Below are 24,543 nucleotides of genomic sequence, written 5' to 3' on the forward strand. Positions count from 1 at the left end.
CTCCCTGTCTTTTTTGCATTTATAATCTCTTTATAACTGTGAATATGTTATAATTTACCTTACTTGCAGGTGATTATATGAAGGATGAAAAATTGAGATTTTTACTCACTCAAAAATTTAATATGAATGATGAAAAGCAGTCCTTCTCCCAGGAAGTTGAAGTGACGGAAATAATCAAACGTGACCGTTATTTGAAATACCGGGAGCAGATGGACGTGCATGAACTGGATGTAACATTAAGAATCAATGATGATTTTATCAAGATTAAAAGAAGTGGCGTAGTGAGCATGAATTTCCATTTTGCAGAAGGCAGAGAAACGGATACATTTTATGAATCACCTGCCGGAAGACACCATTTCACCATATACACCCATGAGATTAAAGCTTTGGAGAATGAGATTTTTATTGACTATGAATTGTTTGAACAAGGTCAATTATTAGGCAGCTACCAATATAAATTAGAGAGAGAGGGTCAATGATGAATTTAAAAGCTGGATTGTCAGAAGCGCTGGAAAATGCAGTGAAAAAGTCCGGGATAGTATCTGAGATGCCCGAAATTAAAATTGAAACACCAAAAGATAAAGCGAACGGGGATTTTTCTTCGAATGTTGCCATGACATTGACAAAGCAGGCGAAGAAAAATCCGAGGGACATAGCGGCATCGATCATCGAACATCTGGACGAATCAGCAGCCAGCATTAAATCTGTCGAGATTGCAGGCCCTGGATTTATAAACTTTTTCATGGATGAATCCTCCGTGGCGCAGGTTATTCCTCAGGTGCTGGAACAGGGTGAAAACTTCGGCCGCTCGACACCTGAAGTGAAAGAAAAGGTACTCATTGAATTTGTCAGTGCGAACCCGACCGGAGACCTGCATATCGGACATGCAAGAAATGCGAGTGTCGGAGACACACTTGCCAACATAATGGATTTTGCGGGACATGATGTGGAACGTGAATATTACATCAATGATGCAGGGAATCAGATTGATAATCTGGCCTTGTCCATAGATGCCCGCTACCTGGAAGCTTTGGGGCAGGAACTGGTAATGCCGGAAGACGGCTATATGGGCAGGGATATTCAGAATATCGGCCAAAAGATCGCCAAGGAATCTCCGGAGCTCATCGACACGACAAAAGAGGACCGTATCGGTATGTTCAGAAAACTCGGTGTGGACTATGAGATGGAAAAGCTGAAAAAAGACCTTGATGACTTCAATGTGAACTTCGACAACTGGTTCAGTGAAACATCACTCTATGAAAATAAAGAAGTGAATGCGGCACTCGATGTAATGATTGAGAATGGCTATACATTTGAAGCGGACGGTGCCCTGTGGCTCCGTACAACCGACTTCGGTGATGACAAAGACCGTGTACTGCGTAAAAGTGACGGCACATACACTTACCTGATGCCGGACGTCGCCTATCATTATGATAAGGTAGAGAGAGGTTTCGAAAAACTGATCAACATTTTCGGTGCTGACCATCATGGCTATATCCAGCGTCTGAAGGGCTCTCTCGGTGCACTCGGAAAAGATCCCGAGATGCTTGAGATTAAAATTATGCAGATGGTCCGTCTGATTGAAAATGGCGAAGAGGTCAAGATGAGCAAACGTACAGGTAAAGCGGTGACACTCCGTGAACTGATTGATACAATCGGTGTCGATGCCTGCCGTTATTTCCTGGCGATGAGAAGTTCGGATTCCCACCTTGATTTTGATATGGACCTGGCAAAATCGGAATCAAGTGATAACCCAGTGTATTATGCCCAGTACGCACATGCAAGAATCTGCAGTATTTTGAGACAGGCGAAAGAATCGGGCCATGAAACCGATAAAAATGCAGATGTCTCGGTCATCATGAATGAACAGGCATTGGATCTGATCAAAAAGATGGCAGCATTCCCGAATATCGTCAAAGGCTCTGCACAGCACCGTGCGACCCACAGAATTGCGACTTATATACAGGAGCTTGCAAGTACTTTCCATAAGTTCTACAATGCGGAGAAAGTACTCAGCGACGATGAAGATAAAACAAAAGCATATTTATTGATGATAGAAGCAGTCAGACAAACATTGCAAAACGCACTTAAGCTAGTCGGTGTTTCAGCACCGGAAAAAATGTAATCACTTAGGAGTGTTAATGTGAAAAAAGTATTGAAGCCACTGGTCATGATTTTCCTGATTATGAACCTGTCGGGCTGCGGCATGATGATGATGCAGCAACAACAGCAGGAACAGAATGATTTTTCCGAACAGCAGGAACCGACATCATCTGATTCAGATTTAAGCAGCGACGCAGGCTCTGAGCAAAACAGCTCAGAGTCTTTTTCTGATGAAAGGAGAATCGTATCGCTGATTCCGAGCAATACAGAAATATTGCATGCCATGGACATGAATGATGAAATCGTCGGCATCACCACAGTGGATACATATCCTGAGGCACTCGCCGAAAATCCGGATGTAGAGAAGATTGATGCGTTTGAATTTGATATCGAGCAGCTGCTGGCGTTGGAGCCGACACATATACTTTCACACGAATCCTCTCGTGCAATGCATGAAAGTGTTCTGGAACAGTTTGAAACCGAAACGGGTGCAGAAGTGTTTTATGTGAGGGAAACGGAAACCGTCGACGGCATTCCGGAAACCATTATGGACATCGGGAAGTTCATCGGAGAAACCGATAAAGCGGAAGAAACTGCAGAGGACCTGGAAAAGGATATTGATCTCATCACTGAAAATATGTCAGGGGAAGAGACGTATGACGTTTTCATACAAATAAGCAGAAGTCCCGAGTTTTATACGACAGGAGACAATACTTTCCTGAATGACGTTGTGGAAAAAGTGAACCTCGAAAACACTTTCGGAGATCTGGAAGGATTTACAAGTGTCAGTATGGAAAACGTGATAGAGAGAAATCCGGACTACATAATATCGGTCAGCGGTGTTGATACGGACGGACTGAACGAAGAAGTGGCTCAGTTCCCGGGAATTGAAAATATGACAATAGAATCCGAAGACAGACAGTGTGCAGTCGATCCTGATCTCGTCACAAGGCCGGGGCCGAGAATTACAGAAGGCATGATGGCAATTTCAGAGTGCCTGACCCGCTGACCGGCTTATCGCTCAAACATCCCTCTTATTAGTGTTAGAATGAAGAAAACAGATAAGGGGGATTTTTTGTGTCAAAAGTTGAAATAAAAGACATATTTAAAATAAAATCGGTGTCATCTCCTGCAGTGATTCCGGATGGCGGGGGCGTTACGTATTCGGTGACTTATCTGGATGAAAAATCCAATGACTATGTGACGAATCTGTTCATGTTCGACGGAAAAGAAAACAGGCAGACCAGTTATAAGAAAGAACGTATTTCGAATGTGGTGCACTCACCGGCGGGCGGACGGTCTTTATTTATCGCAAAGGGTGAGCATGATAAACCGCAGATTTTCCTCATCAGCCTCTCCGGCGGGGAAAGGGAGCAGCTGACCCGTGAGAAAGAGGGTGTCAACAGTGCATTGTTCTCAAAGGACGGCAGAAAAATATACTACCATGTGTCCGGTGAGCCGCAGGCGGAAAACGAAAAGGATGAATCCGAAGAACAGGAAGATAAAGAGAAATTTCCTGAACCGGTCGTCATTGACCGCATGAAATATAAGGCAGACAGTGTCGGGCTGCTTAAAGAGAAATACCAGTCGGTCAAGTCTGTGGATCTGGAGACAAAAGAAGAGGCTACACTTTTTTCAGGGGAGGAGAACTACACTCTGCATGCAGGCACAGGCGGGGATACGGTCATTTTTTCATCTGATGAGAGTGAGGACAGGGACTTTAATTTTTCACAGAAATTGTTCATCAAAGAAGGAAGCAGAAACAGTGAGGAAATCGTCAAAGATGAAGGGTATGTCATAAAAACGGATATCAGTCCGGATGGCAGATATATGCTGATGACACATCTTGGCCGTGAGTTCGAGAATGCCACACATGCCGAGGTCATACTACACGATTTGGAAAATGAAACCTCGGTATCACTGACTAAAGGGCTGGATAAACCGGTCGGGGATTATGTTGCGGCAGACACACAGCAGTCTGTGGAAATGAACCCGACAGTCTGGATATCAAATACGGAATTTCTTTTCCTTGTGTCCGAATACGGCAGTGTGAACCTGTATACAGGCAATGTAAACGGGGAAACGGCACCGCTGCTGCAGGACGCACATCATATATACGGGATGGATGCAGGAGAGGATTATGCATATTTGACGATTTCAAAGCCTGACAATCCGGGGGAGCTCTATCAGTTCGATCTTAAAGACCGCAGGCTGAAGCGGGTGACGGAAATCAATTCGGAGTATGTAGGGGAAACAGACCTTGTCGTACCGGAAGCGGTTGAATATAAGAGCTTCGATGATACGACTGTACATGGATGGTTCATGAAACCTGCCGGCTATGAAGAAGGTGCCAGGTACCCGATGATTACGAATATCCACGGCGGACCGCATGCATTTTATGCAAATACCTATTTCCATGAAATGCAGGTGCTCGCAGCAAAGGGATATGCTGTCCTTTATGTAAACCCGAGAGGATCGCACAGCTATTCGCAGGACTTTGTCGATGCCGTGAGAGGTGACTACGGCAATGGTGACTACAAGGATATTATGGCGGGTGTCGATCATGTCACCGACATGTATGATTGGATAGATACGGAAAATCTGGGTGTCACGGGCGGCTCATACGGCGGCTTTATGACGAACTGGATCATCGGTCATACGGACAGATTCAAAGCGGCTGTCACACAGCGGAGCATCTCCAACTGGGTCAGTTTCAGAGGGGTTTCCGATATCGGATATTATTTCAGCGACTGGCAGATTAAGGCGGATTTTAATGATATCGATACGATGTGGCATCATTCACCGATAAAATATGCGGATAAGATGGAAACACCGCTGCTGATTCTCCACAGTGAGCACGATTACCGCTGTCCGGTGGAGCAGGCGGAGCAGCTGTTCATCGCACTGAAGTACAGAAAAAAGGAAACCCGGTTTGTCAGGTTTCCTGCTGCGGATCACAATTTATCAAGGACGGGAAAGCCGAGTTTACGCGTACAAAGGCTAGAACATCTGACATCGTGGTTTGATGAGCATCTGGATCATAAAGTAAGATAAGTTCTTTGTGGAACACTACAGCCACAACTGGATGATTTGGATTCTGTTCCAGATATTGAACAGGATGAAAGTGAAAGTATGAATCCCGACGATGCACAGTATGATCGGCCAGAAAATATCGACCGGCTCATCTTTTAACGCAAGGGTCAGAAAATATGCCGGATAAAGGTTGGCAGAGGCAAGTATGATGATGATGGTCAGCCCGAAGAACAGTAACAGGTGATCGGTCCGTATGCCAAGAGCATAGTATGATAATAAAATACTGATGAACAGCATGATGGATATTAAGAAAAGTAAGGTGCTGAAAACGGCATAGTAGGAATAGATCACCCGGAGCGGCAGTTTTTTATGTCTGAACCAACGGATTAAAAGATACAGGAACAGAATATTAAAGTTTATAAATATAATGATCAGCAACATTCTCAGGAACATGACTGACAGATTATCTGTTACCGAAGTGTTATTATCACTGATAAGATCGTAACCGATTAAGTACCCGCTGAATCCGACGATCAGGACATAGCCGGTCAGAAGTGTGAATGAGAACAAAAACGGAAGTTTGAAATTGTCGTTTATTTTAAAGTGCAGATTGTTGAGTGCTTGATAAAAACGCTTCATTTGTCATCACCGTTCATTAGTAGCATTATTTGACAATGATAACATGAAATTGTTTTAAATATGAATAAGGAACACTTATCAAAATGATAAAGCAAAGGATGAAGATACTGATGTCAATTTTTAAAGAGAGAGTTTCAAAACTGGTGAAAAGTGTAAAGGTTGATACGGTCATACTGACAGATCCGGTTAATATTTTTTATTTTACGGGATGTTTCATAGACCCTCACGAAAGGCTGCTCGCATTGATCATAGATGCGGAGTCAGAGGAAACGACAATGATGTATCCGGCCCTGGATCAGGAAATTGTCAATGATACGGCGACCGTCGTCAATCATCTGGCACATAGGGACGGTGAGGACCCTTTCAGACTGTTATTTGAACAGGTTGGCCAGGGCCAGGACAAATCCATAGGGATTGAAGGCGGACATCTTATATATGACCGTTATATGAAACTGCGGGAAGAATATTCTGCCGACAGCATCTGTCCTGTAGATAACGAGGTCAATGCACTGCGGGGCATTAAAAATGAAGAAGACAGGGAACATCTGCAGGAAGCGGTGGATATTACAGAAAAAGCGCTGTTCGATTTGAAAGAGGAAGGTGTCATCGGAAAAACTGAAAAGGACATTGCGGATTATCTTGTCGGAAGGCTGAAATCATATGGAGCGATGGATGTTTCTTTCGGTCCGCTCGTTCTGACCGGTGAAAACTCGGCACTGCCGCACGGATCCCCGGGTGATACAGAAGTGCAGCGGGGTGATTATCTGCTGATCGATTTCGGCATCATCTCGGAATCCCGCTATGTCTCTGATATGACACGCACATTCATCATCGGCGAGCCGACGGATGAGCAGAGAGATGTTTACAATGCGGTATATGAAGCTAATCTGGCAGGCATTGAAGCGGCGGTTCACGGTACAGCAATGAACATCGTCGATAAACAGGCAAGAGATGTCATCAATGATTCCGGATACGGTGAGTTTTTTACTCACAGAATCGGCCATGGGCTGGGCTACGGCCTGCACGAACAGCCGTCACTCGACAGTGAAAATAAAGAGGAACTTAAAATCGGTCATGTCGTGACGGTGGAACCGGGCATCTACCAGCCGGGCTTCGGCGGTGTCAGAATCGAAGATGCTTTATATATCGGGGAGGAAACACATAACTTCAACAAATTCCCAAAAGAGATAGATGAGATAATATTGAACAAATAGCTGTTCCCATGATGAAATGCCGCCATCCGCTTTGGACGGCGGTATTTTATTGTGATAAATCCGTGAAATCCATACATAGATGTATAAAATCATTGTGAATTAATATATAATATATGGTGGTATAAATAAAAATGTTACGGAGGATCAGAATTTTGATGAATAAAAGTTATAAGTATCACTTGGATGATTTCAATAACTTCGTATTAACAGTCGAAAATGATTCTGATATCGCAATTTACAGAGCCCTGCTCGAAGGCATCAGAGGTGATGATTATTCAGAGATAAAAAATTTGAAATCATCATCGATAGAACTGGAGAATGATAAAATTTTTGTGACTTTATGCAATGAAGAGGATGGCATAAAATCATACCGTAAAATTGAGATTTCAGAACAACTATATGAAGATTTGATTTGTGCAGACCACCAGACTTTCTATCTGGACTGTTCATGGCACTCGGATAATATGGACCTCTATGAATACGAAGAGTCGCCGTATATATTCAAACCGCTGGAACTCGGCAGCGGCACGGGTTCGGACGGCAAGGTCGAAAACAGCACAATCAGACGGTGCGAACATATTTTGAGCCATTATCTGGAAGGCAAAAAGCAGAGTGCGATTACATTTGTGGATTCGGGCACTGTGCTGAATGTCCGGTTCAAGTTGAATTGGAAGATGGAAAGATAAATTTATGGCGTTTGAAGACGCATATTAAAAACGACCCCGGATGAGGTCGTTTTTCTATTGTCATTCGGTGTCCTCTTCAAAAGAGACCATCATACCCTCGGTATTGTCTGAAGCGATGAACTCCAATTGAGAAAGTTCGTCTGTACCGCTTAAAGAATAATCTATATCTGAAATTTCAGCTGTATATTTGACGTCTTTCTCAACACTTGATGCCAGGTCTGAAAAAACTAAAGTGATATCCCCCTTGCCATCTTTTAAAGTAACTTCCAGACGGTCATCAATTGTTTCATACTCTCCGGTTAAATCCTGATTCGAATTAATGGTGACTTCTCCTGAATCGAATGTGAGTGACAATAAAACTCTTCTGGTCTTTTCCTGTATATCTTCCTGTTCTTTTGTTTCAAGAAGACTAGAAGCGTCAACGATCGTAAATGTACGGCCGCTGAAGTCATCATCACTGCTACAGCCTGTAAAAATGATGGTGACCAGGAAAACCAGCATCCCCCAGGAAACACGAATCATCATGTTCCTCCTTTCCCATCACCTGCTGTAATTCATAGACGTTTGTTAACTTATTGTTAATTATCTCATAAACCGAAATAAATATAAATAAAATATTTTGAAAAATCAAAATCCTCGGTATTTTTAATCGAATTTTAATAAACTATTAAGTCTTCTTTAGGACATAAACAGTATAATACAATCAATGGATTATAATTGGGGAGGTAAGTAAAGGACATGAAATATTACTTGGGTTCGGTCTTGATAGGAGTGGTTCTGCTTGCATCCTGTACGACTGCCAATGCCGATACAGATTTGGAATGGTCGCATAATAATAACCAGGGCGAGGCTAAAAACCATGTGGCGGAAGAAATCAACAACTTGAAGCACTCGCCGCAGGATGCGGTGGATAAGATCAATTCGTTGTATGAAGGCACAGTGGTTGAAGTTGAACTCGATGGAGATGACGGTGTTTATTATTATGAAATAGAGATTGTGAACGGTGACATCAAGTATGACAGCAAAGTGGATGCCGACAATCTGGAAGTGATCAAGCTGGAAAAGGACGGGGCGGACAGTGAAGAGTCCCTGAACAGTGTGAAGAGAATCACTCCGGAGGCCGCACTGGAAATTGCCGATGGTGAAGTGGACGGTGAAATAACCGGATGGGAACTGGAGAATGACAAATATGAAATCGTCATTGAAACGGACGGTCAGCCAGTCATTGTAGAAATCGATGCATTGACTGCCGATATACTTAACAAGGAAGTGACTGAAGAAGAGAAGAAAGACACAGATGGTTCCGGCGGCAGAGGGGACGAGGAAAAAGATGATAAAGCGTCTTGGGATGATACGACAGAAGAACAGGTGAAAGCTGCCGACAGTAAATCCAAAAAAGCTTCCCGGGCGGACGGTGAAGAGTCACAATCTGCTGATGAAAAAGTGGATGGCAGTAAGATGGAGACCGCTGAAGCGGCACAAGATACAGAGCCGGCACAAGAAACTGCAGAACCGGAGCAGACTCAGGAGAATCAAGAGACTGCCGAAGAGAGTGAGAAGCCTGACAGCCAGCAAAATCCTGATTATCAAAATGGAGTATTGACGGCTGAAGCTGCAATCAACATTGCCCTGAACGAAGTCGGGGGTACCGTCGTCGAATGGGAATATGATGATGACGATTTTGAATATGAAATTGAATTGATTTCAAACGGGCTGGAAGTCGAAATGGAAATCAGTGCGCTGAACGGTGCAATACTGGAAATTGAATACGATGATTAAATAACACAGACCGGCAGATTCCAAGGGGAATCTGCCGGTTTTTATCGATAGACTGCAGAATATCCGGACATGTCGCAGGCGGCGGCAATTTACTAAAAAAGTCTGTAGTGGTAGCATTATAAATAACAGAAGACTAATGGAGATGCTGCCAATGGATTTTATAGAAAAGGGGACGCCGGCATTCAACAAGGTGTCCATCGCTTTTTTTGCCGCCGGTTTTAACACCTTTGCAATTTTGTACACTGCACAGCCGCTCATGCCTGAATTCAGCGAGGCATTCAACGTCACCCCTGCAACTTCGAGCCTTTCACTGACATTGACGACGCTTGCTTTAGCCGTCAGCATGATTATTTTCGGCTCGATCTCAGAAGCGGTCGGGCGTAAACAGATCATGGTAGGGTCCATGTTTGCGGCATCATTGCTTTGTGTGCTCACGCCGCTAAGCGGCGAAAGTTTCACGATGCTGCTTATTTTAAGAACGCTGCAGGGTGTCGTACTCGCCGGGGTGCCTTCAATAGCCATGGCGTATATCAATGAGGAAATCCATCCCAGAAGCATGCCGCTTGCGATGGGGCTTTACATAAGCGGCAATTCACTTGGTGCGGTATTCGGACGTGTTTTCTCCGGATTGATGGGGGACGTGTTCAATTGGCAGATCGCCTTTTTAAGCATCGGTCTGATCAGCGTCATCGCTACAATCATATTTTGGAAACTGTTGAATCCTTCACGAAATTTCAGGGCACAAAAACTGTCTGCCGGTTCGCTGCTCGGAACACTCATCGGTCACATGAAAAATCCTGTGCTGGTCAGTCTCTTCAGTGTCGGGTTTTTATTGATGGGAATGAATATCGCACTGTTCAGCTACGTGACGTTCGTCCTATTGGGCGACCCGTTCTACATCAACCAGTCGATTGTCAGCTGGATATTTCTCATCTTACTGATCGGCACAGTGAGCTCGACTGTCAACGGCAGTCTGGTGGTCCGCCTGGGGCAGGAAAAAGTGCTTTATCTCGGATTAACGATACTGACCGCCGGTATATTGATATTGTTCATACCAAGTGTCCTGACAATCATACTCGGGTTATCCCTGTTCACTTACGGATTTTTTGCGAGCCATTCTGTAGTGAGCGGGCTGGTCGGCAGGAATGCACAGAAGAATAAAGCCCAGGCCTCGTCGCTGTATCTGTTCTTCTATTATGTCGGTGCTTCTCTACTCGGTACATTCGCGGGTCTGTTCTGGGTCAGCCATTACTGGCCGGGTGTCGTCTTTGTAAACCTCATCGCGGCTCTTCTCTGCTTCGTGCTCGTTACAGTGGCAATCAGACTGAAAAGCAGACAAAAGGTATCCGGTTAAAATGAATTTTTCATTTTTTAATTGTTCTTTAACTTTGTTTTAAATGGCCTTTAGTTTTGGAAGGTTATTATATAAGTAAGATAACAAGGAGGAGTTAGAAAATGAAACTGACAAAAAATACTTTGATGGCGGGTACTTTGGCTTCGGCGCTGGTGTTGGGCGCCTGTACAACGGCAAGTGCAGATGAAAACCTGGAATGGACGGATGAGGATAACAACGGTGTTGCAACTGTAAAGACTGAAGAGACGAATGAGTTCAAGTATTCGGTGCAAAAAGCGGTTGACACGGCGAGCGAACGTTTTTCCGGTGTTGTGACCGAAGTGGAACTTGATGAGGACGACAACGTTTATTATTATGAAATTGAAATGGAGAATGGCGAAGATGAATATGAAGTGAAAATCAACGCCGATGACCTGAGCATTTCAGAAGAAGAAATTGACCGTGAAGATGATGACAGAGAAGAAAACAAAGAGACTCAGTCAGAAAATACCACAGAAGCAAATGGTGATTTCATAGGTATGGAAAAAGCGGTCCAGATTGCCAAAGATAAAGTCGGCGGCGGAGAAGTGACCGACAAGGAATTCGACAGGGATGACAATGATTATGAAATAGAATTAGAGTATGAGAGTTCTGAATATGATGTTGAAATCAATGCGACAACAGGTGAAGTGACAGATATCGACCAGGAGAATAAATCCGGCGGTGAGTATACGAACAACATCGAATTCGATGGTAATTACATTTCATCAGAAGAAGCACTGAACATCGCCCTTGATGCTGTCGGCGGCGGCACTGTGGGTGAGTGGGAATTAGATAAAGATGATAATGAATATGATATTGAAATAGATTATGACGGTTCTGAATTCGAAGTTGAAATCCACGCAACAACCGGTAAAGTGATCAAAGTTGAACAGGATGACTAAGTAAATAAGAAAGAACAAGTCCCGGCGGTCTGCCGGGACTTATTTTTATGCTTCTGCAGTTTTATGTTCTTCAGGATAGTGTTTGGCCAGATAGGCATCACGCTCTTTATCAGAAATCTTAGTAATACCGAACCCTGTCGCAGCTAGTATCACTGCAATTACAGGCACCGTAAAGTTAAGAATCGCAAATGGCGCATACTCCCACGCAGCAACACCGAGTGTACCGTAGATGAATACCCCGCATGTATTCCATGGAATGAACACGGAGGTCAATGTACCGCCGTCTTCAAGTGAACGTGATAAGTTTTTGGAATGCAGGTTGTTTTCTATAAAAGTTTTCAAGTACATTCTTGAAGGCACGACAATTGAAATATACTGTTCCGAACATGTCGCGTTTGTTGCAAAGCAGGATACAATTGTTGCAGTAATAATGCCGAAAGTCCCTTTTGCAATTTTTAAAATCTGCTGCATGATCGCTTTGAGCATGCCTGTATATTCCAGAACACCGGCAAATGTCATGGCGACTATAGTCAATGAAACTGTATACATCATATCCATCAGGCCGCCGCGGTTAAAGAGCGAGTCAACCATTTCATTATTTGATTCCAATACATAGCCGTTCATCAAAATTGATGCGGCATCGGCAAATGCATCGCCCTGAACAAATATATTACATATGAACCCGAGCAGAACACCGATGACTAAAGCTGGTAGTGCTTTCACTTTTAAAATGATACATAAAATGACCAGTGCAGGTACCAGCAGCAGCCATGGAGAAATCACGAAGTTTTCGTTCATGCTGGCCATCATCGCCTCGATATCCTCCGGGGAAGCCGTAGCGGATCCGATGACGTTTATTCCGATGAAGAAAAACACTGTCAATGCAACAATCAAACCGGGTACCGTAGTATAGAGCATATGTCGGATATGTATGAATAGATCGGTGTTAGTCAGTCCTGCTGCCAGGTTTGTAGTGTCGGACAACGGTGACATCTTATCACCAAAATATGAACCGGAAATTACAGCGCCTGCAATCATTGCAGGGTTGATCCCCATGCTCATGCCGATTCCCATGCCGGCAACACCGATCGTTGCCATCGTTGACCATGAACTTCCGATAGCAAGTGAAACGATCGCACAGATGACAAGTATTGTCACAAGGAAAAACTGCGGGCTGATAATCATCAGGCCGTAATAGATCATCGTAGCGACGACACCGCCGCCGATCCACGAACCGATGATCAGACCGACGAGCATAATGATTACGACAGCCGGTAATGCGAGACGGATCCCCTTATACATCATCTCTTCCAGATCATCCCATTTGAATCCGACAAAAGCCGCAACAATCATACCTGTCGCTGTACCGATGATGAGAGGCAGGTGCGGGTCGGTTTCAAGCACCACGATTGCATACAGCATCGAGATGACCATGACAATGAGTGGAATGACTGCCAGGAAAAAGTTAAATTCTTTTTTCGTCTTATGTTCGAATAGTTCATTATTTGAATCGGACATGTAAAAACCCCCTTTTGTTTTCAATTATACATATAGGAACCGTTTACACAAGTAAATATGAGTATAAAATACACCGATGTATAAACGTCGGTGTATCATTGATGCGGTTTTACCCGTCTGCTTTGATTTTTTTTCGTATATTTGGAACCTTTATAGTGAAGATATCTATAAAGAATATCAATTAAAATGTATTATTCCTCTTACGAATGAATTGAATTAATCCTAATAAAAAGATACCGATCAAGCTTAGTATACCGCCTGATTTCAAGTACGGATTTTGATATGAAAATACGATTTCAGAATCTCCTGAATCTAAAGGGACGCCGACAAATCCGATATTGGCTTGGACTATATCTCTTTCTTCTCCATTCACCGTTACATTCCATCCTTTTTCATATGGAATTGTTGTAACCAGGAGACCTGGTTCTTTTCTTTGAACAGTCCCTTCAATACGTTCATCTTCAAAAACTTCAATATCTAATTCATTCTCCTGTTTTTCTTCAGCAATCTGCTGATCAATTTCTTTATCTGCAGGCAATGCATAAATCGTAATGTCATTGATATTATATCTTCCAGTATCCTCGAATTGAATAGACATCTCATCGGTGCCCAAATCAGTATGTCCAAGGTTAACAAACATATTTTCCCTGTGAAAATATGTACTGAATGAATATTTATCAGATTGACGTAAAGTTTTTTCACGGTCTTCATATAAAAAACCAATATCATAACTTGTATCTTCAGCTATATAAAAAGGGGTGTCAGCAGTTTCATATTCTAAACCCTGCAGATAGATAAATATCTCTTGACCCGCAAGTTCATCTTCGTTTTCAAGGTTGATGTTTAAACGAGCTCCATTCTCTGTAACCTCTATTAGATTTTTATCTTGTGCCAAAAGACCGGGGTCAGTATCCTCGATTTGGTATTCAACTTCTTTGATCTGTTCATTTGTTGCTTTCTCAATTTCTCTTCCTTCAACATCTTGATTGTTTTCCAATACAACACCTTGTGTCAGAAAAGTTTCTTTTTCAACCGGATTTAACTTCGAAAAGTTTTCTCTTGTGATGAATCTGTCTTCAACATATGCAAATGGGAATTCAGATTCTGTTTTTGCAATGATATAAGCTGGATCATCATTTGACCGGTGCACAACTTCGTAGCCATATGGAAGATATGATGCGTTTTTTTCCTCCGTCAGGATATATTCAATGTTAAAAAAATGATTCGCTATTCGACGATCATCCACACCATTTCGAAGCGGTTGAATGATTTGATAGGAGGAGAACTCCATCTCTTCAGCAAATTCAGACAGAGAACCATTGGTAATGGAGAGATAAGAACTTAAACCCATTAAATCGTGATAAATAAATTGATTACGTACATGATTGTCCTGTGATGTGACGCCTGTTCGATACAAATCATCTTCAGGCAGAAGATTTTGAACACCGCCGAATAAATTCTCATAACGATCTGCTGAAGTGTTTAATTCAACCATTTTTGATATTGAATTATTGCCATATGGGTAATACAAATTCGTTGCGTTAGTCACCAAATTTAACATAACTAAGCCAATTAAAATTACAGAAATTTTATTTGCACTTTTATTCTTTAGTTTCTTTTTTTTCTCATACATCAATATGAACCAGATGAGCCATCCTGAAATTATCGGGAAAGCATAATACAAGTACATGTTTTCCATAATTGCTGCCGTTCCATAAAAAATAGTGAAACCGATCAAGATATATTTAACTATTCGCAAATCTTTTACCTGCAACTTATCCCGTTCTTCCAAAAGTTTACCGCTTGCTAGAGCGATAAACAAAGGAATGGCAAAACTAAAGCGATTATAAGGGCCGGACATGCCATTCATAAATGAACCAAAGAAAGGAAACAATAGAAAAATACCTAAAATTAGAAGCATCAGACCTGAAAATGTTTTGTTCTTTCTAGTTTTGAATAAAAAGACAACAGTAAATATAGTGAAAATAGAAAGTCCGCCGGCAGTCCATAAATATATTTCAGGGACAAAGAGATTATGTATTAAAGATAAATAGTAACCGCCATGATAAAGAAAGAGATTAATTGCTATTTCATCTGTATTTCTGGATGAATTTAAAAAGCCATCAACCATTGGCAAAAAGATTATTGCTCCCAACAACACACCAACAAGGTAATGTAACGAACATCGGCCGAAAGAATACCCTAATTGTTTCCAGTCTTTGAATCTATAAAGCGTTCCGTAACGTACAATTCCATATATAAAGACTAATATGGTCAACTTGTAGAAAAAATAAAAATTTACAATTGCACTGACTCCTACCATTATACTGAACAGCAGGCCTGACTCTCTACTCAATATTTTTTCTACACCCAGACAAAGCAGAGGGTACCAGATTAATGGCAGGATAAAAAAGGGGTGCCGGCCTGTATTATAAATCACAAAAAAACTGAATGTATACATCAACGCACCCAGTAAAGCAGCACCATGTGAAACTTTAAATTTCCTCACGAAAATGAGATAGCTGAGTCCAACACACCACATTCTCACAAACATTATTAAATGAAAAGAAAATTCACGCAAACTTTCCGGGAAAAACACCCCCAGATAAACGAACGGGTCTCCTATTACATAATAGCCGTACGAAGTAATCGTATCCGCGCCTGCTCCAATTGACCAATCCCATTCCGGGAAGCCTTCTCCTCTTAGCGCACCTTGCAAAATATTCACATATTCATGAAATAACTGAAAATGTTGTGTGAAACCATCGCTTTCCCATATAAACGATCCGCCCAATATGAAATACCAACTGTAAATAACAATACACATGATACTGAAGAATAGGGTGTAATAGCCGAATGTTATTTTTGAAACAGGTTTATTTAATAACTGCTTGTCAAAAGAGATTTTACACCCCTCCTTTTCATCTAAAAATATATAACTTACTAAATATATAATTTAAAACAACAATTATAAATTGTGTGAGAATTTTGGAGAGATTAGTCTCTAAATTCATGAAATCAACGAGCATAAACATGCTCAACATATCAAATAAACCTGAAACCGATCTTAAACCTACAAACAAATAAAATTCTTTAAAAGCAAGTTTCCATGACTGGGATTTGGCTTTGAAAACATATTTTTTATTTGTAAAAAAAGCAAATAGAATTGCAGCAATAATTGAAATGACATTTGCTATCATATAAGAAAAATTTAAAACAGTATCAAATAGAAAGAAGACAGCTATATTAACAACTGTCGTCAACACACCAAATAGGATATATTTTAATATTTCCTGATCCTTTATAAATATTTTTTTTAACCAATTCATGAAATTTATTCCTTTAAATTTATCGTTTCGACAGACTTTTCTCTGACAAAATAAGGCGGTCTGCCTTTCGTTTCAATAAAAACTCTTCCTAAGTATTCTCCAATAATCCCCAAAGAAATTAATTGAAGTCCACCCAGAAACAGAATGGAAGCAATCAATGTTGGATAGCCCTCCACATTTGTTCCGAAAATAATTGTTTTACCTATTTCATATGTTAAATAGAAAAATGCTAAAAATGATATGATAAACCCGATATAGGACCATACCCTCAGCGGAACGGTGCTGTAAGACGTAATCCCATTAATCGCCAACTTAAACAGCTGCAGCCAACTCCACTTGGCAACACCTGCAGCACGGTCATCCGCAATGTAGGTCAGTTCTTTTTTCTTAAAACCAATCCACCCATACATGCCTTTTGTATAGCGTTCCGATTCTCTCAGCTCTTGCAATGCTTCAATACATTTTCTATCAAGCAATCGAAAATCACCTGCAAAGGGATATACATTTTCACTCGACATTCTTTGCAGCAGTGTATAATACAATTTTGAGGTCCATTTTTTCAGGAGTCCTTCTCCTTCTCTCTTTTCACGCACGGCATAAACATCTTCATATCCTGATTCCCAGCATTCTATCATTTCACTGATAAGTTCTGGCGGTTGCTGTAAATCAGCGTCAATAATAACCACTGCGTCTCCTCTTGAATAATCAAAACCCGCAAGCATTGCAATTTCCTTGCCAAAGTTTCTGGACAAATCTATATATCGTATATATTGACTAGCGGCATTATATTCCTTCAACATTTGAAGTGTATGATCTTCGCTTCCATCATTAACAAACAAAAACTCAAAATTATAACGTGTATTTGCGTCTTTAAGATTTTCTAAACGATTAATCAGTTGATCTAAAACTTCTTCTTCATTATAAGCAGGAATCAAAATCGTAATTAATTTTTTACCTTGTTCTTCTTTAACCACAACCATCCTCCTCCTTTTCACTTTTTGTTGTACGTTTATTAGAATACAGGCCGAGATGCCTGTCAAGAATATATACTTTCATACAACATATAAATTCACTGGCATTGCATAAAATTATTTGAAAAAATTCGATGGTTACCAGGTAAAATATTCGGTGATTTTTACACGGCGCCCCCGACTCAGGCTTTAAAGGCATAAAAACCCCTTATCATTGGTTTGGGTCATCCAGTCCAAATCCTGAATAATAAGAAGATATCAATTTATAGAGGATGTCCATAATCATTATCGCTAAAAAAAGACGCACTTAAACAAAGATGGATTCAATCAAATTTTTTAAGCCCCCTGGTCTATTCAACTGGGTTTCATTTAACGTGTATTATTGATGAAGTTCTAATCGTCCACTTTGATTTTTTCATATATTTGGAACCATTCAGGAAAGACACGTTTAAACGGTACCGGCTTGAATTCGCCGTCCACTTTCTTTACCACGACGTGCGTCGTCGTGCCGTATGTGCACAGTTCACCGTCGCCATTGACGATCTCGACGCCGTAATCCGTTCTCATTCCCGTGTTCTTTTTGACCCATGTTCTGACGATGGCGCGGTCGCCGTATTTCAAAGCCTTTACATAAGTAATATCCAGATTATAAACCGGTGCATAATAGCCTTCACGTTCCATTGCGAGATAATCATAACCGATATCCGTGATCAGCTGCATCCGGCCCATCTCAAACCATTTAGGATAATTCCCGTGGTAAATAACGCCCATCATATCTGTATCTGCGTACATCACCTGAACTTCTATTTCTGAAGTATAACCTTGTTCCATATGAGAAACGTCCTTTCCTGTCATTTGATTTACCCTTCATTATATCATCCGTCCTATTTTTCGTAACTGTCATCTTTTGCCAATAAACTTCAATGCAGCTGAATTACTGTCGCAGAAATTGAAAATCTGTGATATTAAGTGAGAAAAAATCAAAATCGTATTTTTCCGGCATATATATAGTGAGGGAAACTTTATTCAAAGGAGGAAGATATGATTTTAACAGAAAGAAAAGTGCCGTTCGAACTGATGTATATACGTGCGTTCAGCAGAAGGGTCGAAATGGATTTAAAAGGTCGAAGGATGCTGTCTGTTTTGGAAAGCGGGTATGAAGGTGAACAGCAGTATGACAAAATACTCGAGGCAGCAGGGCATGAAGGACTGATTGTTTTTCGAGATATTTATGTGAAGGCCGGTGATGCAGTAGCTCAGTTTGATTCGATTATCATTGACGGCAATTCTGTAACCGTTAACGAAATAAAAAACTACAGCGGTTTTTATTCCTATGTGGACGGCCAGTGGTTCAGCGGAAAGTTCGAAGTGACAGAAGATGCGATCAGCCAGTTGAAGCTGGCGATGGGGAAACTTAAGAAGATAAGGTATGATGCCAAGATGAATTTTGATGTGAGGGGGAAAATCATTTTTCCAAACCTCGATCTGCAGTTTGACTGTGATGATGAACGGGCAAGATCGATGGTTGTGATGAGAAATCAGCTTAAGGAATACCTGGAGAGTTTCAGGTCCGGCGGGATTTCGGAACAGTCAAAAGAAATTGCCCGGGTAATATATAGGAAAATCATTGAAAACCCATATTTCGATAAGACGGCCGATATCACAGTCCTGAGGTGCGGGCTGTACTGCATTTCATGCGGCAGCTTCGACCTGGACATTCAAAAATATTATGCCTATTGCATGCAGTGCAAGTGCCGTGAATCAAAAGAAAGCCACATCATCCGCGGTCTCAGTGATTTCAAGGCCTTATTCCGTCACGACAAAATGACCAGGCAGAAACTGCAGGTGCTGCTCGGGGATCAGGTGAGTGAGCGTATGCTGCAGAGGATGTTAAAGAAATATTGTGAGACCTTTTCAACGGGGGTATCGATATATTATAAGTTCAAATACTATGATTATGATGATGCTGTTAATAAAGAGCCGAGAAACTCCAAATATCATCTGGGCCTTAAGCTTTTTAAGTGATTTAAGCGTTTCCCCGACATGGCGCAGAAACGATGCCGGGCCCGGTGTGTTCTCCCGACATGGCGCAAAAACGATGTCGGGCGGGGGGGCGTTCTCCCGACGTGGCGCAGAAGCGATGTCGGTATAATCATGTGAAACGAAGGCACGAGACGCTCACAAATCAGCGCAATTCACATCGACACTCCATAAATAATCAGAATTAACAGATAATAGACAAAAATCTGTAGTGTATCATTACAATTTGTGATACATTTATATTAAGCGATTGTACAAGGGGACGTTAGATGCATCAAAGGGGGCCAAATTATGGGGATTCAAGAATTTTACCGACAATTTATAACTGAAGATGTTTTGCAGGAGCTGAGCAAAACGAGAAAGAGGGCATATCAGTCGATTGATGAGTTCGTAGTTTACCGGTACCGGGAAATTACGAATCCTTATCATGTCAGCTGGGTGGTTGAACAGCTGAGTCCTAAAGAGCTTAAACTGATTGATACATTAAAGTCGTCCAAGGCTAAAAACGGATATTACACAATTGAACTGACGGAGGAGGATTATCCGTTTTTAATTGAGCAATATCTTATCGTGCCTTTCAATGATGGAGAGGGAGCGGTGCATGAGGAGACTCTCAGAAGTCTGATTGAAGAACTTAATAAAAATGATAAGGATCTCGTCTGGCTGGAGGATTTGAGTCCGCTTAAGAAGACGATTCTTATGTCCTATTCAGAGATGCATCTTAAAGAGTTGTTGATGGGTATCACAATTACTCATCTGAAGGAAATTTCGAAAGCGCTTTCACACTCGCCGGCATCTCTCCAGAAAGAGGTTTATGTCAACGATCTGAAAAAATTGCTGACAGATAAAGAAAAAATCAGGGAAATTCTGCTGTCTCTGTCTGACGAGGCTTTTCAGGTGATACGAAAGCATGCCGAAAATGACTATCCTTTTTACAATAACATTAAGGAATATCAGGAACTGATCAGCTACGGCCTGGTGATTGTCATGGAAAATGATTATGGGATATCACATCCGGAAGTGCTTAAAACCATCAGGAGCACAAACTTGAAACAGGTGAAAAGCCAACGCTACAAAAATAATATATTAAGGAATAAAGAAAACCAGTCCTCCTACAATGCCTACAGGATAAGGGTTTCCCTGGTCGGCGGCAGTGATATTATTTTCCGGGAAATGATCATTCCAGCGCGGCTGAATTTTTATGAGATGCACCTGATCATTCAAATTGCATTCGGGTGGAGCAAAAAGTTTTATGCAGAATTTTTAAATGACAATTACGTCATACGTGTTTACTCTGAAGATAAGACGGGTGAAACGAAAAAGAAACAGGTCCTTCTTTCCAGTTACACCCAGGTGGATGCATTTTTATCAGAATTCGGTACGGTGAGCTATGTGTATAATTATAAAGCGAACTGGCATCACAAAGTCGAGCTGGTGGAGTTCATCTCGAAGGATGAGGCAGTCTATCCTGAAATTGTGGATTACGGGGGGCCGAGTCCGATAGAAATGGCCGAAGGAATAGAGGAGTTTGACAGGCTTCATTTAATATTAAAGGATAAAGACAACCCGAAGTATAAGGAGACGGCAGAGTTTGCAAGGATGTCAAATTATAAAATAAGATATCCTAAAAGTGCCATCAACCGGCAGCTTAAACGGATATTTTCGAGACAGCATGCATTGACAGAATTTAATGATGAAGAGCCAAATTTGGCGGATAAATAAGGCGAAGGTCTCTTCGTCTTTTTTTGTATGTATATTATAATTGGAGTGAAGAAGGTGCCTGAAAATGAAAAAGTTTTCAATATTCATCCTGCTGGTTCTGACTCCATTTATTTTAAACGCGGTCATCAGCCCTGTCACTCCAGAACTGCTTGATGATCCGAGTCCGAGACAGGATCTTCCCGGTTCAGATAATGGTCTTGAAATGAGTGTCATACCATCTGTACAGGAACAATCCGAAGTGGAAATTGAAGTGACCATTAATAATTCCAGTGAGTCGATATTTGGCTACGGAGAATTTTTCTATCTTGAAAAAAAGGTCGATGGATTATGGTATATGCTCACTTTTGATGATGGGGTATTCAAGGATTTTTCTGCCTTTGATAATTACGGGCAGGCAATACCGCCTGATGAAACGAGAACACTTGAAATCGACCCTGCGGATTATTCTTTAAATCCGGACAGCGGTGAATATCGTATCGTAAAAGCTTTCAGATATCATGATGATACGAAAGTGTTCTGGTTAACAGATGAATTTAAAGTTGTATAATGTAGATAAATGACATTCATTGGGGGGGCTGACATGGAACTCGGAAAGTTGAAATATCTATTTGTGGGTAAAGCGAAGACATATGGAGATAATAACGCACAGGACAAAATGGACCAGGAATGGACGACTGCAATTTACCGCGGAAAAACAGATGAAGAAGTGTATCTGACAGAAACCGGTTTTCAAAATGATGAAGTCGGGGATAAACGCAACCACGGGGGGCCGGAAAAAGCAGTGTTCTGTTATAATATCGATCATTATGAAGAGTGGACGAACGAGCTTGGGCAGGAGATGCAGGCCGGCGCTTTCGGCGAGAACCTTGCTGTAGTCGGTCTGGATGAATCAAATGTCTGCATCGGTGACGTTTATCAATTGGGCGAAGCCCAAATACAAGTATCACAGCCCCGAAGACCATGCTGGCGGCCGGCAAGGAAACACCGCATCATTGACCTGGCCTTGAAGATTGAGGATTCGGGGAGAACAGGCTGGTACTACAGAGTGATCAAAGAAGGCAGAGTGAAGGCCGGCGACAGGTTCAGTCTGCTGGAGCGGCCGCATCCGGAATGGACGATAGATGCGTGTAACGAAGTAATGTACAAGCAGGAAGAAAATTACGGGCTCACTGCAAGTTTGAGAGATGTAAACCTCTTGGCTGAAAACTGGCAGAAGTCTTTGCAGAAACGGCTCGACGGAATCCCTGAAAATATAGAGCCTAGAGTTTTCGGTCCAAATAAATAAGAAGCCGGCAAATTGTCGGCTTCTTGTCTATTCTTCGATACTCTTTAAAAACTCGATTGTTTCCTTACTTTTCAACCGTTGATCCTGACGTTTTTGAATGCGGTCTTCAGCAGTTTTGAACAACCATTCCTCATGCTGGTTTGTAGGATATACTTTTGGAACATCAACCTTTTCTCCTGATTCATCAACAGCGACAAATGTCAGGAAACTGAGCACTGCCAGGTCACTTTTATGTGTATAAGGATTATCGACTTTAATCTGTACACATACCTCCAAAGAAGATGTGCCGGCATGCGAAATGTACGCTTCATAAGTCACGATTTCACCGGCGCGTATCGGTTTTAAAAAGTTGACAGAGTCAATGGAAGCAGTGACGCAGTCCGTTTCAGCATGTTTCATCGCAGCGATGGAGGCAATCTCATCGATATTTGCCAAAATCTTTCCGCCGAACATGGTATTCAAGTGATTGGTATGCTCAGGAAAAACTTGTGTTGATTTAATGGATTTGGAAAAGCTCATCGGTTTTTTATTGACAGTCATTTTAGCTACCCCTAAGTGATTAAGTTTTATACAACTACAATCTTATCACAGAAATTTGAGCAGCGGCACAGCTGATTTTGTGAATATTGTAACGTATTAATTGAATTAATGCCTGCAGAGGTTTAAAATAAAGTGAATAGTAAATGGAGGGATAGTCATGTCAATTACAGAAAAGCTGTTCAGCAGACTGGAAGAGAAAGAAGGCCGGATGATCGAAATCAGACGTTATCTTCATGAAAATCCGGAACTGTCGTTCAAAGAAGAAAAGACAGCGCAGTATATTGCGGATTTCTATAAAGATAAAGACGTGAAAGTGACGACAGGCATTGAAGGAGAGAATGGAATTGTCGTTGAAATCAACGGCAGGAATCCGGGCAGGACAATCGGGCTCCGTGCGGACTTCGATGCGCTGCCGATTACGGAAGAAACGGATGTGCCTTTCAAATCTAAAAATGACGGGGTGATGCATGCATGCGGCCACGATGGACATACAGCTTACCTGCTGACGCTTGGCGAAACTTTGATTGAACTTAAAGATGAGTGGGACGGTACGATCAAACTGATTCACCAGCACGCAGAGGAAGTGCCGCCGGGCGGGGCGAAAAGTATCGTCGCTTCCGGAATACTGGATGATCTGGATGAAGTTTACGGCATCCACCTGTTCCCGATGTATGAAACAGGTGAAGTCGGTCTTGTCGAAGGGAATGCGATGGCCGGACGTTCTAATTTCAATCTTCATATCCAGGGCAGCGGCGGCCATGGCGCGATGCCTGAAACGACGATAGATCCGATTGTTGCAGGTTCACACTTCGTCACCCAGGTGCAGTCGATCGTATCAAGAAGAATGAATCCGAAGCATACCACTGTGGTGTCGGTGACGGCATTCGAAGCACCGGGCGGACAGAATGTCATCCAGGATAAAGTGACGTTGCGCGGTACGGTGCGCTATATGGAAGAGGAGAATAAAGTGCCCATCCATGATGAAATGGTCAAAATTTTAAACGGACTGGAAACTGCATTCGGTGTAACGTGCGAACTGGACTATATTTATGACTCCCCGGTCTTGTACAATGACCCGGAGAAAACACAGGCTGCAGAAGATATTCTGAAGAACAGTAAAGGCGGACACATCAGCAATATTGCCCATCATGACCCTTCGAGCGGCTCGGAAGATTTCTCCTATTATTTACAGAAAACACCGGGTACTTTCATCAATGTCGGTGCAAAACCTGACGGTGTGGAAAATGCCTACATCAACCACCACCCGAAATTTGATATTAATGAGAAATCATTATTGATCAGCGCAAAAGTGCTTGGGGAAGTCGCACTTTCCAGACTTGAAAATGAATGATCAAAACAAGAAAATCAATCAAAATTTCACTGATAGTGAAATTTTGATTGATTTTT

At 41.9% G+C, this 24,543-nt stretch carries 22 protein-coding genes; 14 read left to right on the forward strand and 8 right to left on the reverse strand.

Annotated elements, in window-relative coordinates; genetic code table 11:
- Nucleotides 1–77: 77 nt before the first annotated feature.
- From BLR15_RS04655 to BLR15_RS04670, 4 genes are all read left to right on the forward strand, one after another.
- Nucleotides 78–479, forward strand: coding sequence for a YwiB family protein (locus BLR15_RS04655; protein WP_092985171.1), 402 nt, complete (start codon nt 78–80; stop codon nt 477–479).
- A complete protein-coding gene (gene argS, locus BLR15_RS04660; RefSeq protein ID WP_407927546.1) occupies nt 476–2,125 on the forward strand; it encodes an arginine--tRNA ligase in 1,650 nt (549 codons plus the stop codon). Before BLR15_RS04655 ends, argS begins: the two co-directional genes overlap by 4 nt.
- Before the next feature lie 18 nt (nt 2,126–2,143).
- Nucleotides 2,144–3,112: an ABC transporter substrate-binding protein gene (locus BLR15_RS04665; RefSeq protein ID WP_092985175.1), complete on the forward strand. Its 969-nt coding sequence runs from the start codon at nt 2,144–2,146 to the stop codon at nt 3,110–3,112.
- Between the two features lie 68 nt (nt 3,113–3,180).
- Nucleotides 3,181–5,157: a S9 family peptidase gene (locus BLR15_RS04670; RefSeq protein ID WP_092985177.1), complete on the forward strand. Its 1,977-nt coding sequence runs from the start codon at nt 3,181–3,183 to the stop codon at nt 5,155–5,157.
- A 15-nt stretch (nt 5,158–5,172) separates the two neighbouring features.
- Here BLR15_RS04670 and BLR15_RS04675 read toward each other — a convergent pair whose 3' ends face one another.
- A complete protein-coding gene (locus tag BLR15_RS04675) occupies nt 5,173–5,775 on the reverse strand; it encodes a hypothetical protein (protein WP_092985179.1) in 603 nt (200 codons plus the stop codon).
- Nucleotides 5,776–5,885: 110 nt separating this feature from the next.
- On the opposite strand from BLR15_RS04675, the gene BLR15_RS04680 reads away from it, so the two are divergent.
- Entirely contained in the window at nt 5,886–6,989 is a 1,104-nt protein-coding gene (locus BLR15_RS04680) for a M24 family metallopeptidase (RefSeq protein ID WP_245696594.1), read from the forward strand.
- Nucleotides 6,990–7,144: 155 nt separating this feature from the next.
- A complete protein-coding gene (locus BLR15_RS04685) occupies nt 7,145–7,675 on the forward strand; it encodes a hypothetical protein (RefSeq protein ID WP_143003929.1) in 531 nt (176 codons plus the stop codon).
- 60 nt (nt 7,676–7,735) lie between these two features.
- Here BLR15_RS04685 and BLR15_RS04690 read toward each other — a convergent pair whose 3' ends face one another.
- A complete protein-coding gene (locus tag BLR15_RS04690; protein ID WP_092985183.1) occupies nt 7,736–8,197 on the reverse strand; it encodes a hypothetical protein in 462 nt (153 codons plus the stop codon).
- Between the two features lie 216 nt (nt 8,198–8,413).
- Between BLR15_RS04690 and BLR15_RS04695 the strand changes: the two genes are divergently transcribed.
- From BLR15_RS04695 to BLR15_RS04705, 3 genes are all read left to right on the forward strand, one after another.
- A complete protein-coding gene (locus tag BLR15_RS04695; RefSeq protein ID WP_092985185.1) occupies nt 8,414–9,454 on the forward strand; it encodes a PepSY domain-containing protein in 1,041 nt (346 codons plus the stop codon).
- Nucleotides 9,455–9,605: 151 nt separating this feature from the next.
- On the forward strand, nt 9,606–10,808 hold the full coding sequence (locus tag BLR15_RS04700; RefSeq protein WP_092985187.1) for an MFS transporter: 1,203 nt from the start codon (nt 9,606–9,608) through the stop codon (nt 10,806–10,808).
- A 101-nt stretch (nt 10,809–10,909) separates the two neighbouring features.
- A complete protein-coding gene (locus BLR15_RS04705) occupies nt 10,910–11,731 on the forward strand; it encodes a PepSY domain-containing protein (RefSeq protein WP_092985189.1) in 822 nt (273 codons plus the stop codon).
- 45 nt (nt 11,732–11,776) lie between these two features.
- Here BLR15_RS04705 and nhaC read toward each other — a convergent pair whose 3' ends face one another.
- From nhaC to BLR15_RS04735, 5 genes are all read right to left on the reverse strand, one after another.
- Nucleotides 11,777–13,249 (reverse strand): Na+/H+ antiporter NhaC, encoded by a 1,473-nt coding sequence (nhaC, locus tag BLR15_RS04710; RefSeq protein ID WP_092985191.1) that lies wholly within the window; start codon nt 13,247–13,249, stop codon nt 11,777–11,779.
- 181 nt (nt 13,250–13,430) lie between these two features.
- Entirely contained in the window at nt 13,431–16,076 is a 2,646-nt protein-coding gene (locus tag BLR15_RS04715) for a YfhO family protein (protein WP_092985193.1), read from the reverse strand.
- 94 nt (nt 16,077–16,170) lie between these two features.
- Entirely contained in the window at nt 16,171–16,578 is a 408-nt protein-coding gene (locus BLR15_RS04720) for a GtrA family protein (protein ID WP_092985195.1), read from the reverse strand.
- 5 nt (nt 16,579–16,583) lie between these two features.
- Nucleotides 16,584–17,558 (reverse strand): glycosyltransferase family 2 protein, encoded by a 975-nt coding sequence (locus tag BLR15_RS04725; protein ID WP_092985197.1) that lies wholly within the window; start codon nt 17,556–17,558, stop codon nt 16,584–16,586.
- Nucleotides 17,559–17,942: 384 nt separating this feature from the next.
- Nucleotides 17,943–18,380 (reverse strand): acyl-CoA thioesterase, encoded by a 438-nt coding sequence (locus BLR15_RS04735; RefSeq protein WP_092985201.1) that lies wholly within the window; start codon nt 18,378–18,380, stop codon nt 17,943–17,945.
- Between the two features lie 210 nt (nt 18,381–18,590).
- On the opposite strand from BLR15_RS04735, the gene BLR15_RS04740 reads away from it, so the two are divergent.
- The 4 genes from BLR15_RS04740 to BLR15_RS04755 all read left to right on the forward strand — a co-directional run bounded on the left by BLR15_RS04740 (nt 18,591) and on the right by BLR15_RS04755 (nt 22,596).
- A complete protein-coding gene (locus BLR15_RS04740; protein ID WP_092985203.1) occupies nt 18,591–19,574 on the forward strand; it encodes a nuclease-related domain-containing protein in 984 nt (327 codons plus the stop codon).
- Nucleotides 19,575–19,880: 306 nt separating this feature from the next.
- Nucleotides 19,881–21,311: an IS1096 element passenger TnpR family protein gene (locus BLR15_RS04745; RefSeq protein ID WP_092985206.1), complete on the forward strand. Its 1,431-nt coding sequence runs from the start codon at nt 19,881–19,883 to the stop codon at nt 21,309–21,311.
- 64 nt (nt 21,312–21,375) lie between these two features.
- The gene (locus BLR15_RS04750; RefSeq protein ID WP_092985208.1) at nt 21,376–21,858 is read left to right on the forward strand and encodes an immunoglobulin-like domain-containing protein; all 483 of its coding nucleotides are present in this window, start codon (nt 21,376–21,378) and stop codon (nt 21,856–21,858) included.
- A 33-nt stretch (nt 21,859–21,891) separates the two neighbouring features.
- A complete protein-coding gene (locus tag BLR15_RS04755) occupies nt 21,892–22,596 on the forward strand; it encodes an MOSC domain-containing protein (protein WP_092985210.1) in 705 nt (234 codons plus the stop codon).
- A 27-nt stretch (nt 22,597–22,623) separates the two neighbouring features.
- Here BLR15_RS04755 and BLR15_RS04760 read toward each other — a convergent pair whose 3' ends face one another.
- Nucleotides 22,624–23,136, reverse strand: coding sequence for an acyl-CoA thioesterase (locus tag BLR15_RS04760; RefSeq protein WP_092985212.1), 513 nt, complete (start codon nt 23,134–23,136; stop codon nt 22,624–22,626).
- Nucleotides 23,137–23,293: 157 nt separating this feature from the next.
- Between BLR15_RS04760 and BLR15_RS04765 the strand changes: the two genes are divergently transcribed.
- Entirely contained in the window at nt 23,294–24,487 is a 1,194-nt protein-coding gene (locus BLR15_RS04765) for an amidohydrolase (protein WP_092985214.1), read from the forward strand.
- Nucleotides 24,488–24,543: the final 56 nt, after the last annotated feature.

It is taken from the genome of Lacicoccus qingdaonensis (assembly GCF_900101075.1).
Lineage (GTDB): Bacteria > Bacillota > Bacilli > Staphylococcales > Salinicoccaceae > Lacicoccus > Lacicoccus qingdaonensis.

Bases quoted from the DNA above. Each gene is read 5' to 3' on its own strand.
- BLR15_RS04655 (WP_092985171.1), top strand. From the start codon at position 78: ATGAAGGATGAAAAATTGAGATTTTTACTCACTCAAAAATTTAATATG.
- argS (WP_407927546.1), top strand. From the start codon at position 476: ATGATGAATTTAAAAGCTGGATTGTCAGAAGCGCTGGAAAATGCAGTG.
- BLR15_RS04675 (WP_092985179.1), bottom strand. From the start codon at position 5,775: ATGAAGCGTTTTTATCAAGCACTCAACAATCTGCACTTTAAAATAAAC.
- BLR15_RS04680 (WP_245696594.1), top strand. From the start codon at position 5,886: ATGTCAATTTTTAAAGAGAGAGTTTCAAAACTGGTGAAAAGTGTAAAG.
- BLR15_RS04685 (WP_143003929.1), top strand. From the start codon at position 7,145: ATGAATAAAAGTTATAAGTATCACTTGGATGATTTCAATAACTTCGTA.
- BLR15_RS04690 (WP_092985183.1), bottom strand. From the start codon at position 8,197: ATGATTCGTGTTTCCTGGGGGATGCTGGTTTTCCTGGTCACCATCATT.
- BLR15_RS04695 (WP_092985185.1), top strand. From the start codon at position 8,414: ATGAAATATTACTTGGGTTCGGTCTTGATAGGAGTGGTTCTGCTTGCA.
- BLR15_RS04700 (WP_092985187.1), top strand. From the start codon at position 9,606: ATGGATTTTATAGAAAAGGGGACGCCGGCATTCAACAAGGTGTCCATC.
- BLR15_RS04705 (WP_092985189.1), top strand. From the start codon at position 10,910: ATGAAACTGACAAAAAATACTTTGATGGCGGGTACTTTGGCTTCGGCG.
- nhaC (WP_092985191.1), bottom strand. From the start codon at position 13,249: ATGTCCGATTCAAATAATGAACTATTCGAACATAAGACGAAAAAAGAA.
- BLR15_RS04715 (WP_092985193.1), bottom strand. From the start codon at position 16,076: ATGTGTATTGTTATTTACAGTTGGTATTTCATATTGGGCGGATCGTTT.
- BLR15_RS04720 (WP_092985195.1), bottom strand. From the start codon at position 16,578: ATGAATTGGTTAAAAAAAATATTTATAAAGGATCAGGAAATATTAAAA.
- BLR15_RS04725 (WP_092985197.1), bottom strand. From the start codon at position 17,558: ATGGTTGTGGTTAAAGAAGAACAAGGTAAAAAATTAATTACGATTTTG.
- BLR15_RS04735 (WP_092985201.1), bottom strand. From the start codon at position 18,380: ATGGAACAAGGTTATACTTCAGAAATAGAAGTTCAGGTGATGTACGCA.
- BLR15_RS04740 (WP_092985203.1), top strand. From the start codon at position 18,591: ATGATTTTAACAGAAAGAAAAGTGCCGTTCGAACTGATGTATATACGT.
- BLR15_RS04745 (WP_092985206.1), top strand. From the start codon at position 19,881: ATGGGGATTCAAGAATTTTACCGACAATTTATAACTGAAGATGTTTTG.
- BLR15_RS04750 (WP_092985208.1), top strand. From the start codon at position 21,376: ATGAAAAAGTTTTCAATATTCATCCTGCTGGTTCTGACTCCATTTATT.
- BLR15_RS04755 (WP_092985210.1), top strand. From the start codon at position 21,892: ATGGAACTCGGAAAGTTGAAATATCTATTTGTGGGTAAAGCGAAGACA.
- BLR15_RS04760 (WP_092985212.1), bottom strand. From the start codon at position 23,136: ATGACTGTCAATAAAAAACCGATGAGCTTTTCCAAATCCATTAAATCA.
- BLR15_RS04765 (WP_092985214.1), top strand. From the start codon at position 23,294: ATGTCAATTACAGAAAAGCTGTTCAGCAGACTGGAAGAGAAAGAAGGC.